The organism is Flavivirga spongiicola (genome assembly GCF_030540825.1).
GTDB classification, from domain to species: domain Bacteria; phylum Bacteroidota; class Bacteroidia; order Flavobacteriales; family Flavobacteriaceae; genus Flavivirga; species Flavivirga spongiicola.
The window spans coordinates 2,381,891-2,395,563 of the sequence record NZ_JAUOEO010000001.1 but is presented as its reverse complement, the minus strand read 5'-3'; the positions used below and the strand labels follow the sequence as shown (position 1 = coordinate 2,395,563).

At 33.6% G+C, this 13,673-nt stretch carries 9 protein-coding genes and 1 pseudogene; 7 read left to right on the top strand and 3 right to left on the bottom strand.

The genetic code is table 11. From position 1 onward, the window contains the following. Nucleotides 1–433: 433 nt before the first annotated feature. From Q4Q47_RS23915 to pbpC, 7 genes and pseudogenes are all read left to right on the top strand, one after another. Nucleotides 434–824: pseudogene (locus Q4Q47_RS23915) on the top strand (isoaspartyl peptidase/L-asparaginase); the annotation flags it as partial. Nucleotides 825–939: 115 nt separating this feature from the next. Then, nucleotides 940–6,504 (top strand): alpha-2-macroglobulin family protein, encoded by a 5,565-nt coding sequence (locus Q4Q47_RS09480; protein WP_303306414.1) that lies wholly within the window; start codon nt 940–942, stop codon nt 6,502–6,504. 195 nt (nt 6,505–6,699) lie between these two features. Further along, nucleotides 6,700–7,551, top strand: coding sequence for an SH3 domain-containing protein (locus Q4Q47_RS09475; RefSeq protein ID WP_303306413.1), 852 nt, complete (start codon nt 6,700–6,702; stop codon nt 7,549–7,551). Nucleotides 7,552–7,571: 20 nt separating this feature from the next. Then, nucleotides 7,572–8,297, top strand: a complete 726-nt coding sequence (locus Q4Q47_RS09470) for a YqjF family protein (RefSeq protein WP_303306412.1) — start codon at nt 7,572–7,574, stop codon at nt 8,295–8,297. A gap of 16 nt (nt 8,298–8,313) precedes the next feature. Further along, a complete protein-coding gene (locus Q4Q47_RS09465; protein WP_303306411.1) occupies nt 8,314–8,649 on the top strand; it encodes an antibiotic biosynthesis monooxygenase family protein in 336 nt (111 codons plus the stop codon). A gap of 166 nt (nt 8,650–8,815) precedes the next feature. Then, nucleotides 8,816–9,178, top strand: a complete 363-nt coding sequence (locus tag Q4Q47_RS09460) for an endonuclease domain-containing protein (RefSeq protein WP_303306410.1) — start codon at nt 8,816–8,818, stop codon at nt 9,176–9,178. A gap of 187 nt (nt 9,179–9,365) precedes the next feature. Continuing rightward, nucleotides 9,366–11,717: a penicillin-binding protein 1C gene (pbpC, locus tag Q4Q47_RS09455; RefSeq protein WP_303306409.1), complete on the top strand. Its 2,352-nt coding sequence runs from the start codon at nt 9,366–9,368 to the stop codon at nt 11,715–11,717. A gap of 21 nt (nt 11,718–11,738) precedes the next feature. Here pbpC and Q4Q47_RS09450 read toward each other — a convergent pair whose 3' ends face one another. From Q4Q47_RS09450 to Q4Q47_RS09440, 3 genes are read right to left on the bottom strand one after another with little or no spacing between them, the layout of a single operon-like run. Then, a complete protein-coding gene (locus Q4Q47_RS09450; protein WP_303306408.1) occupies nt 11,739–12,551 on the bottom strand; it encodes an endonuclease/exonuclease/phosphatase family protein in 813 nt (270 codons plus the stop codon). A gap of 60 nt (nt 12,552–12,611) precedes the next feature. Further along, nucleotides 12,612–13,157, bottom strand: a complete 546-nt coding sequence (locus Q4Q47_RS09445) for a YciI family protein (protein ID WP_303306407.1) — start codon at nt 13,155–13,157, stop codon at nt 12,612–12,614. Nucleotides 13,158–13,177: 20 nt separating this feature from the next. Further along, nucleotides 13,178–13,645 (bottom strand): CYTH domain-containing protein, encoded by a 468-nt coding sequence (locus tag Q4Q47_RS09440; protein ID WP_303306406.1) that lies wholly within the window; start codon nt 13,643–13,645, stop codon nt 13,178–13,180. Between the last annotated feature and the right edge of the window lie 28 nt (nt 13,646–13,673).

Here is a 13,673-nt window from a genome sequence, read left to right as displayed (position 1 = left end):
GAAGCTTTTTGACACATTATAACATCGTTATTAAGAGCATATTTCACGGAATACGGGGGTTTAAAAATAAAACCATGTATTTATTTTTGTTTCATAAACAAAAATATGGGAATAAAATGATGATTTTATAGTAAATCATAAAAGTCAAGATGAATTCATAATAAAACCATTAACTTTATTGCTCTTAAAAACATCATTATTAATCATGAAAAAACTAGCCTATTTAGTTTTGATTTTATTAGTATTTGCCTCTTGTAAAAACGAACCGAAATTACCTATTGGAAATGTTCAACAGCACGAAGAAAAACAAGAATTTTCAATAATAATTCACGGAGGTGCAGGTACTATTCTAAGAAAAAATATGTCTCTGGAAAAAGAAGCAGCTTATAAAACTAAATTAGAGGAAACCATTAAAGTTGGATACAACATCTTAAAAAATGGAAATTTGGCTGCTGGTACCTCAACTGGAGGTATGACCAATAAACACTGGGGTCGCATTGGAGACTCGCCCATTATTGGAGCTGGAACTTACGCGAATAATAATACCTGTGCCGTATCCAGTACAGGTTGGGGTGAGTATTTTATACGTGCTATGGTAGCTCACGATATTTCTGCACTTATGGAATATAAAGATCTGTCTTTACAAGAAGCTGCCAAAGAGGTCATTCAAAATAAATTAACAAATTTAGGAGGTACCAGAGGTATTGTTGCCATCGATAAAAATGGGAACATGGTTGCTGAATTTAATAGCAGGTATGTATAGAGCAACCATGAACGACAAAGGCGAACTATCGATTGATATTTATAAAGATCAAAATTTTTAAGAACAATTTAACAATAACTCAAAATCTAATTAATAAAATTTGAACGTAATTAGTTTAACAAGAAACAACCTACACTTTCTTTTTAAGCTTATTTTCATCTTAAACCATTTATCTTATGCTATTAAAAAAACTATTAGCTTTTGTAATACTTATTACGTTAGCTACATCTTGTAAAAAGAAAGTTGTTGAAACCGATAATCTTTTTAAATTCAAAGATTATATAAGTTATACGTCATCTGGTTTAACATCAGTGATCAGCCCTATTGAAATAAATTTAACAGAAGATGTTGAAGGATGGGAAATGGGTCAGGAAATCACAGATCGTATTGTTTCTGTGAGTCCACATGTACAAGGAAAGTTAATGGTGGCCAATAAGCACGCTTTATTATTTACTCCAGACGAACCGCTGCAACCAGCTACGGAATATTCTGTTACTGTTAAACTTTCTGATATTTATAAAGATATTCCTAAAGATTTTGACACCTATACATTTCAGTTTAAAACGATAACGCCTAGCTTTAATATGGTGACTAACAATCTTCAATCGTATAGTAAAAAATGGCAGTATTTAGAAGGTGTTATTAAATCGGCTGATGTTATTTCTCTAGACCATGCCAAGCAATTAGTAAAAGCCTCTCAAGATGGAAATAACTTAAATATTGTATTTAATGAAGCTCATGAAAAAAGCAAGGTTTTCGATTTTAAAATAGATAGTATTAATCGTTTAACGGATGATAGTCATATTCTTGTTTCGTGGAACGGGAAGCCGATTAATGCTGATAACGAAGGAGAAAACAAAGTCACTATTCCGGGAGTGAATAACTTTACAATTACCAAAACAGACGTTATTCAATCACCCGAACAACACTTATTGATCAATTTTTCAGACCCATTAAAAAAACAACAAAATTTTGATGGTTTAGTAACGCTTCAAAACGTAAAAAGCCCAAAATATGTAGTTGATGGTAATGTATTAAAAGTATACCCTGGCACTAAATTGGTCGGCAATATTCAAGTAGACGTTTTCCAAGGCATCAAAAACTCTGAAGGCTATAAGCTAAAACACCCTTTTTCAGAAACCATAGGTTTTGAAGCATTAAAACCCCAAGTACGTTTAATCAGCAATGGTAATATTTTGCCAAGTTCTGAAGAATTAAAATTCAATTTTGAAGCGGTTAATTTAAGTGCCGTTGATGTTAGAGTCATTAAAATTTTCGAAGACAATATTCTTCAGTTTTTACAAGACAATAACATGAGCAGCAACAACACTCATGAAATTAGAAAAGTAGGGCGTCGTATTGCAAAAAAGACCATTCCATTAGTATCCGAAACTGAAAATACAGGAAAATGGAAAGCATACAGTATTGATTTATCAAAATTTTTTAAAACAGATCCAGGTGCTATCTATCGTGTAGAAGTTAGTTTCAATAAAAATTATTCTTTGTATGATTGTGATGCCGTTGTTAATGTGAATAATATCGAAAATGGTGATGATTATTATGATGAGGCATACTATGAAGACGATTACAATAACGAAGCTATCGAAGATGATGATTTAAGAGAAGAGGCCTATTGGAATAATCTAAATTACAATTACCGAAACTATTCATATAACTGGAGAGAAAGAGAAAACCCTTGCCATAATGCCTACTACAACGAAAGCCGTATAGCATCTCAAAATTTAATCGCTTCAAACCTTGGAGTGATAGCGAAACAAGGTGCTAATAATTCGTATTACTTTGCAGTTACTAATATTTTAAATACCAATCCAGAAGCAAATGCAACAGTAACACTTTATAACTTCCAACAACAAAAATTGGAAGAAACAGTGACAGACAAGGAAGGTTTAGCGCTTATTGATGCCGAAAAACATGCTTCATTTGCTATTGTTTCTAAAGGAAACAACGTGAGTTATATAAAACTTCATGACGGTAATTCTTTATCACTAAGTAAGTTTGATGTTTCTGGAAATCGATTACAACGTGGACTCAAAGGTTATATTTATGGAGAACGTGGTGTTTGGAGACCTGGTGACACGTTACACTTAACATTCATGCTAAATGATGCAGCTAACAACCTTCCCAAACAGCATCCTGTAAAGCTTGAAGTTACTGATCCCAACGGAAAATTAGTTTTTAAAGAAGTTAGTACAAATCATATTGATAATTTTTTCAAATTCACAGTTCCAACATCATCAGAAGATAAAACAGGAAACTACAATGCTAAAATCTCTGTTGGTGGCGCTACTTTCCATAAAGGCTTAAAAATTGAAACGGTAAAACCTAACCGATTAAAAATTAAAGTTGATTTTAAAAATGATATCCTTACGAGTACAGAACCTTTAAACGGAAGTCTGGATGTAAAATGGCTTCATGGTGCTCCGGGGAAAAACTTAAAAGCCGAAATAAAAGCAAAATTTAGCACCTCATATTCTGGTTTTAAAAATTATAAAGATTATACGTTTAACGACCCTACCCGCCAATTTAATACAGAAGAAATTAATGTTTTTGAAGGGAAAGTAAATGAAGAAGGACGCGCTCAAATCACTAATAAAATGGCTGTCGGTAAGAATGCTCCAGGGATGCTAAAGGTTCAGTTTTTAGTACGAGCTTTCGAAAATGGCGGAGATTTCTCATTAGATGCGTTCACCAAACAATATGCCCCTTACAAGTCTTTCGTTGGCTTGCGTTCTCCAAAAGGAAAAGCCTATGGATCTTATTATACAGATGAAAATCAAAGCTTTGACTTGGTGGTGGTTGATGCCAAAGGAAAACCTGTAAAACGAAATAATCTGGAAGTTAAAATCTATAAAATTGAATGGCGTTGGTGGTGGAATTCGTCTTATGATAACTTATCGAGTTACGTTTCCAGCAGTTATCACAGACCTTATTTAAACTCTAAAATAAACACTGATGCCAATGGAAAAGCAACATTAAACATAAAAATTCCTGACAACGAACGTGGTCGTTACCTTATAAGAATCACAGACCCTGTAAGCGGTCATGCCACAGGAAGAACAGCTTATTTTTATAAAAACTGGTGGCAAAATTCATCTTCCAGCGATAAAGGTGCTGCAAAAATGCTTGTTTTTTCAGCAGATAAAGAAAAGTACAATGTTGGAGAAACTGCTAAAGTAACATTTCAATCAGGTACCGAAGGACGCGCATTAGTAAGTATTGAAAACGGTACAGAAGTGTTAGATTATAAATGGGTAAAAACAAAACAAGGTGAAACCACCGTTGATATTCCTGTAACGTCCGAAATGGCTCCTAATGTGTTTATTAATATTTCATTATTACAGCCTCATGCTATCTCAGCTAACGATTTACCTATTCGCTTATTTGGAGTCATCCCAATGTTAGTTGAAGACCCAAAAACCAAATTAGAACCCGAATTAAAAATGCCTGAAACCTTGCGCCCTGAGCAAGAATTTGAAGTCACTGTTTCAGAAAAAAACAGAAAAGCAATGACTTATACCATAGCTATGGTCGAAGAAGGTTTGTTAGATTTAACACGTTTTAAAACACCAAATGCTTGGGGCTCCTTCTATGCCCGTGAAGCTTTAGGGGTAAAGACATGGGATGTTTTTGATGATGTTATTGGTGCCTACTCAGGAAGCATAGATCAAGTATTTGCTATTGGTGGTGACGGAAGTGCTGCAGGTGGAAAAAACAAAAAGGCAAACCGTTTTAAACCTGTCGTTACATATTTAGGCCCTTTTTCTTTAAAAGCTGGCGATAGCAAAACGCATAAAATAAAAATGCCAAATTATATTGGTTCTGTAAGAACAATGGTTGTTGCTGGAAATAATGCTACCGAAGCTTACGGAAGCACCGACAAATCGGTTCAAGTAAAAAAACCTCTAATGGTATTAGCATCGCTTCCGCGGAAATTAAGCCCAGGTGAAAAAGTAACACTACCAGTAACCGTTTTTGCTATGGAGCCTAAAGTTAAAAACGTAAACATTAGCCTAAAACTTAGCAATGGAATTTCCATTGTTGGCACCAAATCAAAAACACTCTCTTTTACGAAACCGGATGAGCAAATGACCTACTTTGAATTGGACGTTAGTAAAGCAAAAGGCTTAAATACGGTTGAAGTAATTGCTTCTGGAAATGGTGAAAAATCGACTTATAAAGTAGAACTGGATGTATTTAATCCAAACCCTATCACATCAAAGCCGATAGACCAGGTTTTAGAAGCAAACGCATCAGAATCCATAGCATTTTCAACGTTTGGAGTTTACGGAACGAATTCAGCAACTCTTGAGTTTTCAACAATGCCACCAATGGACTTTTCACGCAGATTACAATACTTAATTCAGTATCCGCATGGCTGTGTAGAGCAAACGACATCGAGCATATTCCCACAGTTGTTTTTGAATGATATTTTTGATTTGACACACGATAAAAAACAAAAAATCAAGAATAATATTGAAAATGGCATGAAGCGCTTGGGGCATTTTCAAAGACCAAATGGCGGATTAAGTTATTGGATGGGAGAAAATGACACTGACGATTGGGGAACCAGTTATGCAGGTCATTTCATGTTAGAAGCAGAAAAGAAAGGTTTTGTCTTACCACTTACTTTTAAAAACAATTGGGTTAAATACCAACAACAAGCAGCAAGAGATTGGAGACCAAGTTACAGATCTCATAATTCCGATTTAGCACAAGCTTATAGACTGTACACCTTAGCTTTAGCCGGAGAGGCAGATTTAGCAGCTATGAATAGATTACGTGAATTTAGCGACATATCAAACGAAGCAAAATGGCGATTAGCCGCAGCATATGCATTAGCAGGACAAAAGGAAGCTAGTACCTCTATTTCTAAATCGGCAAACATTAATTTTAAACCTGTTCGCTATAACTATTACACTTATGGCTCTGTTGATAGAAATCGTGCCATGGCTTTAGAAACTATGGTGCTTACTAAAAATCCAAAAAGACGTGAACTGTCTCAATATATTGCTAAAGATTTATCGAGTAATCGTTGGATGAGCACCCAAACGACTGCCTATAGTTTATTGGCCATTGCAAAAATGGTAGACGCTAATGGCGGAAAAGCGCTTAACGTGAACTATACTATAAATGGAAAAACAGAAACCATAAATTCTAAAAGCGCCATTGCGCAACGTGAATTAAACGTTACTGATGGAGAAAACACACTATCCTTTACTAATAATAAAGACAATATTGTTTATGTACGTATTTTAAATTCCGGAAAATTACCTCTGGGACAAGAATTAGCCGAACAACGTGGGCTAAGTGTCTCCTATTCATACAAAGATTTAAAAGGAAATAAAGTGAATGTCTCCCAACTAAAACAAGGTCAAGATTTTGTAGCAACGGTAAAAGTTAGTAATCTTAAAAATGAAGCTATTAACGATGTGGCACTAACTCAAATATTCCCATCCGGTTGGGAAATTGTGAATACCCGTTTTACAGATTTTGGGGATACGACAACCAGTCAAGCTAGATTTACAGATATAAGAGACGATCGTGTTAATTTCTATTTCGATTTAAGGGAAAAAGGGAAACAGGGCACCAAAACCTTTAATGTCATGCTAAACGCATCGTATTTAGGCACCTATTATTTACCTGGCGTTCAAGCTGAAGCTATGTATGATAATGAATATTTGGTGAGAACTAAAGGAAAATGGGTGGTCGTTGAGAAATAAGGAAATTACAAGTAACCTCCTCGTCTTCTATTTCAAAGTATTGAAATAGAAACTGTAAAACTAACTAATTATCAGGACTAAAATTAAAACTATAAATACCAACTCCTTCCCTTAAGATAAGGGAAGGTGGATTTGATTTCAGTAAAAGAAATCAAAGACGGAAGGATTTGAAAAAATAAATTTAAAACACAACAAATGAAAACATATATAAACATCATCGCATTATTGATTGTTTTCAATTTTGCACAAGCACAAGAAATAAGATATGTAAAGGCTGACAATGGGTTGGTTTTAAGAGAAAAACCTAATAGAGGTTCTGGCAAAATCACAAAACTGGATTACGGTACACAATTAGAAATTATAGAACATACAAACTTAAAATTAGATGTTCTGGATGACAATGAAGTAATCTCCGGAGAATGGGTAAAAATTAGCACTATTGATAATGATGACAGCACAAATGTTGGTTATGTTTTTAATGGTTACTTAACTGAAACGGAATTAAGAAAACGCTTTAAAATTAATCTTGACACGTTTACATTAACAGTTGATAGTCTGGAGGCATGGGCATCCAAAACAAACCAAGACACAGTGAATATAGACATAGATCTAGGAGAAACTATTGAAGGTAAAATTATTAGAATCAAACACCATATTGATTATAAAAATATACAGTTATTCCAAAGACATGAAAACAGTATTACTATAATGGACGAAGGTCCACATTGTGATTTAACCGACTGGAAACATTATTATTCTAGCTGGAAGCCTTTAAAGTCCATATCAAAAGATAATCAATTTAAAACGAATTCATATTCGGAAGAGGCATGGAATAAATTTATAAAAATAGATATTAATGAATTCAAACAAGCCGTTAAAACACATTGTGGTGAAAATTGGGCTACCCTGATAAAAGATGTCAAAACAGTAAACACATACCCTTCTGGGGTTTCAATAAGTACCATATACCTTAAAGTAATTTTCACAAAGATGAATGATGAAAAAATTGAAAAAATCATTGCTTTTGGAATTCCGATGGGGTGCTAATTTAAATGTTTCAATGTATTATGAACGCAACAGAAATACTAAAAGAGAAGAATCACAGACCGTTTGAATACCCTAAACGAAAATGGGCATTTTATCAAGAATGGAATAAAGCTGTTTTTTTACATTGGGAAGTTTCACCGAATTTAATCACACCCTTACTTCCTAAGGGGATTAAACTAGACGTCCTAAACGAAAAAACCTGGGTGAGTTTAGTTGCTTTTAACATGAATAATATAGGGATTAGAAACCTTCCTAAAGTACCTTATATTTCAGATTTTTACGAAATAAATATTAGAGTTTATATTACCTGTAATGGAAAACCAAGTGTTTACTTTTTAAATATGGAGGGTAGCAAGCGGTCCTCTTGTAAAATTTTGAGAGCAGTATCTAAATTCCCTTATCAATACTCAAAAATGAGTAGAGACAACAACATTTACATATCAAAAAACAAAACATTCAATGATATTTTTAACATTGAATATCACATAGAAGATACGCCTATTAAAAAAGATAAAACCGATTTATGGCTCACAGAACGCTATGCCGTTTTTCAAGACTACAAAAACCATATTATTGAATACGACGTACACCATATCGAATGGCCCGTGCAATCAATCATGATTAAAAAATTAAATTTGAACTATCCCAGATTTAGTCATTTAATAAATAATCACCCCGACAAAATACATTATTCCAGTGGTGTACAAGTATTAACTTGGGATAAAAGAAAACGACCAATAAAGTGACCTTTAATTAGAAGACATGAATAACGATTTTAAACCCTATTACGCAGTCATTTTTACATCAACGCAAAATGAAAATATTGAGAGCTATTCCAAAATGGCCGACAAAATGGAAGCACTAGCAAAACAACAAGATGGTTATTTAGGAATAGATAGTGCTAGAGATCATGTGGGTATCACAGTAAGTTATTGGGACAGTTTAGATGCTATAAAAAACTGGAAACAACAAAGTGAACATTTGCAAGCCCAACAAAAAGGAAGAACAGTATGGTATAGTTGGTATAATGTAAAAATCTGTAAAGTAGAGCGTGAGTATGAGTTTACGACCTCCTCGCCTCCTATTTCAAAGCATTGAAATAGAAGCCACTCCTCCTTTAAAGGAGGAGAGCTAAATAAGAGTATGCATTAATTAATTGAACTAAAAATTTAAATTAGAATTAAAAACAATTCCTTCCCTTGTTAGGGAAGGTGGATTTGATTTCAGCAAAAGAAATCAAAGGCGGAAGGGTAAAATCACAAATATGAACAACAAAATCCACAATCATAAATACCTTGAAGGATACAGAAAAGAGCTTCGAAAAAATTCAACTTCAGCTGAAGCAACATTATGGACGTTTTTACAGAAAAAGAAACTCAAAGGAAGAAAATTTAGAAGACAACATAGTATTAAAAATTATATCGTTGATTTTTATTGCGCATCAGAAAAACTAATTATAGAATTAGACGGAGCCTACCATCTTAATTTTGATCAACAGAACTATGACCGGGAAAGAACCAAAGTTTTAGAAAATTTAGGTTTTAAAGTAATTCGATTCGAAAATAAATTGGTTTTTAAAGATAGTGCTAATGTATTAGAGGAAATAAGCAATCATTTTAATGATTAAAACAAACCTCCTCACCTCCTTTAAAAGGAGGTGAATTCTTAAATAAGAAAATTATAATTAACTAATTAATCTAAAATGTAAAATGTAAAATGTAAAATTAAGTCAGATATAAAAACTCCTTCCCTTTGCAAGGGAATATGGATTTGATTTCAGCAAAAGAAATCAAAGACGGAAGGGTCAAACACAAATGAATAAAATAGTAACCTACATAAAACGGCATAAAATTAAATCGGTTATCCTAGCTGTGCTATTGATTGCCTATTATTTCTGTTTGCCAAAGCAACTTTTTAAAGATCCAACAACAACGGTTATTTCTAGTTCAAACAAAGAATTATTAGGAGCCAAAATTGCCAAAGATGGACAATGGCGGTTTCCACAAAACGATAGTGTTCCTGAAAAATTTAAAACCTGTATCGTTCAATTTGAAGATGAATATTTTTATAACCATCCTGGTTTTAATCCTATATCTATCTTTAAAGCATTAAGAGACAATCTGAAATCTGGTGCAGTAAAACGTGGTGGAAGTACCATTACACAACAAGTTATTCGATTATCTAGAAAGGGACCACCCAGAACATATCTCGAAAAGCTAAAAGAAATTATTTTGGCGACTCGATTAGAATGTCGTGAATCAAAAAATAAAATATTATCCTACTATAGCAGTCATGCCCCTTTTGGAGGAAACGTTGTTGGGTTAGATGCTGCTTCATGGCGTTATTTTAATAGAAGTGCCAACCAATTATCCTGGGCAGAAAGTGCAACGCTTGCTGTTTTACCAAATGCCCCAAGTCTAATTTATCCTGGGAAAAACCAAGATCGATTATTAAAAAAACGTGATCGCCTTTTAAAAAAACTTTTAAAAAATGCCATTATTGATTCATTAACCTATCAACTGTCAATTGCTGAAGGCTTACCTCGAAAACCTTATCCGTTGCCACAAATAGCACCTCATTTATTACAAAAAGTATCTAAAACTAATTATGGAAAACGCATAGAAACAACGATTGACGCTAAACTTCAACAACGTGTAAACTATATTATAAAAAATCATTATAATCAATTGAGTCAGAACGAAATTTATAATGCGGCGGTATTAGTTTTAAATGTAAAGACCAGACAAGTTTTAGCTTATGTAGGCAATACTCCGACAGATAAAGCCCATCAAAAAGATGTTGACATTATTGATAAACCAAGAAGTACGGGCAGTATTCTAAAGCCTTTTTTATACGCTGCTATGTTAGATGCCGGAGATTTGTTACCTCATACACTAGTAACTGATGTTCCTACTCAATTCGGTAGTTATAACCCGGAAAATTATAATAAAACCTACGATGGCGCAGTTCCTGCAAGTAGAGCTTTATCACGTTCGTTAAATGTTCCTGCTGTTAGAATGCTTCAAGAATTTGGCTTAGATAGATTCCATCATTATTTAAAAGCTTTACAATTAAAAGACTTAAAATATAATGCAAATCATTACGGGTTATCACTTATTTTAGGAGGTGCAGAAAGTAATCTTTGGGATTTATGCAAAAGCTATGCAGCGCTCTCTTCAACTTTAAATCATTTTTCGGAAACCTCAAGTGAGTATTTTACAAATGAGTTTTGCGAACCTACTTTTTTAGCTTCAGATGAAATTGATTTCGGAAATAAAACTGGTGACAAAACACTTTTTGATGCGGCCTCTATTTATTTGACTTATGAAAGTTTAAAAGAAGTTAACAGACCCGAAAGTGATGAAAGCTGGGCCTTTTTTGATGGTTCTAAACAGATTGCGTGGAAAACAGGTACCAGCTTTGGGTTTCGAGACGCTTGGGCTATTGGTACCACTAAAGATTATGTGGTCGGAGTTTGGGTTGGTAATGCTGATGGAGAAGGGCGACCGGGTTTAGTTGGTGTACAAACGGCTGCTCCTATTCTCTTTGATGTGTTTGATTTATTACCAAATAGTGACTGGTTTTCAAAACCCTTTGACGAAATGCAGGAGATCGATATTTGTAAACAAAGTGGGCATAGAGCTTCTCCTAATTGTCATACTATTGAACAAAAATTCATTCAAGTAAGTGGTTTAAAAACAAAACCGTGCCCGTATCATATATTAATCCATGTGGATCATAATGAATCCTTTCAAGTGAATACTTCTTGTGAAGATTTAAGTAATATCATCCACAAATCTTGGTTTGTTTTACCTCCCTTAATGGCCTATTATTACAAAACAAAAAATCCGTTTTACAAACCGCTTCCTAAATTTAGGAGTGATTGCTTAGGGGCGCATACTGTTTCGATGGAATTTATTTATCCAAAAGAAAATAACAGCATTTTTTTACCAAAAGATTTTGACGAAAAAACAAATGATCTCATTTTAAGAATAGCACATTCAAAACCCGAAAGCACCTTGTTTTGGTATATTGACGACACTTTTATCGGAAGCACTAAAGACATCCATGATATAGCAATCATTCCAAAACAGGGTACACACATGATTACTGTCGTGGATGAATTTGGGAATGAGGTTAAACGACGTTTTGAGATTTCAAATTAATACATTTCCTGTTTGAAACAACTATTTTCTAACAACTGCTTTAATCATACTATGGTCAGATTTAAGCGTACTAATTTTTGCAGCTTTAAGAATTTCCAGATCTTTGGATACCCAGATATGGTCGAGTGACAACAAAGGAATATTCCAAAACCAAGTTTCTCTAAAACCATTCCCTTTTTCCGAGAAAGCGTGATCAAAATTTGATTTAATATGCTCTAAATGCATAGATTCATAAGGCACATTAAAATCTCCAAGAACCACTGTTTTATTTGTTTCTTTAATTATTGAATTGACAAATTCCAATTCCCATTCACGAGGTACATCCATGCTTCCCGACACATCTACTACAAAAAAATTAATGTCTTCCGCTTTAAAAGATACAACCGTTGAATGAAACTTGGATGTTTCTTCTTTTATAATACTTAATGGTATTTTTGAAAAAATCTCAATTTCACTATTTGTTTCGTAAAAATAAAAATGGGGGTATTTTAACCGCAGTCCTTCAAATTTTTTTTCGTTAGATTCGGTCAAAATCATAATATCCGGAATGCTTTCATGCTCACTAAACGCCAATTCAAAATCATTATCCCGAGAAGCATTCCAAAACACAATTTCCATATCAGTTTCTCTAATATCACTAGGGAAACTAATTCTGAAACTTCTCCCAATCCAAGTTACTAATAATAACGCCGCTAATATTAAATTGTATTTTCTTTTCTTCCCAAGAAAAAGAGAAAGTATCAGAATTATTAATATAATGATAGGTAATGGAAATAAATAAAACAATAATGAAGCATCATATGTTCTATCTTTTATAAAAAAGTGGAGAACCAATAATGATATAATTATTATAACATTTATCAGGTAAAATAGGAGCTTTATAAACTTTAACATCTATCGCAAAGGAAACCCTTTTCCTGCCCACCATGGATGTATTTCAATTTCTAAGCGTCCCGCTTTTACCATAGGATCTGAGTTTGCTAAACTATCGGCCATTTTTAATGTTGGTACATTATAAATAGTAATTCCGCGAATAGAGCCGTCATCACCAAAAGGACCAGAAATATCCGCATATCCCAACTCATACATTTTCGTTAAATGTGCTAAATGTTCTTTTTGTAATAAGGCTGTTTCTTCTTCATTTTGCCCTCTAATAGGTCCTGTTTTTAAAAATGCCATAAAATATTGCTGCATTAAAACAGTGTCTTGCGTCTTTTCATCAACATAATCAAATACCTTAAAGCCCTTTGCCGTAAGCTCTTCTTTAATTTGTTTAGTTGTTTTTTTAATAGGGGCTTCGACCACTTCTATTATTGAATCTACTTGTTCCTCTATAACTTCTGAAGTGTTTTCTTTAATGTCGGACATAGATGCTTTTGCGCCTTCTTTACACGAAAAAAGAACACATGCTAAAAATACTGGTATTATTAAATGCTTCATGACTAGATTTTTTTAAATTATTACCAAGTTTTATATGGTTGTTTACTTAATTGTGAATTGTAATATTTTATATGCCCTGTAACTTCTTTACCTAACCAATAAGGTGTTTCGAAAGTTTCATTTTCACTTCCTAATTCAACTTCTGCAATAACTAATCCTTCATTATCGCCAAAAAATTCATCTATTTCAAAAATATGGTTTTTAATCTTCACTTCATAACGAACTTTATCAATAACCCCTGACTCACAAACATTTAAAAGTGATTTCGCTTCGGCTTTAGATATTTCTTTTTCCCATTCAAATCGTGATAGCCCATCCTCTGATGATTGCCCTTTAACTGTTATATAGCCTATATTGCCTTTCAACCTAACTCGAACCGTACGCTTTTTATGAGTGTTTAAAAAACCTTGAATAATTCTAGTACTCTTATATGCTTCATCTTTATAAGCATGGGATGTCACTAAAAATTTACGTTCTATTTCTATCATAATATTTCCTGCGAAGGCAGGAATCCTT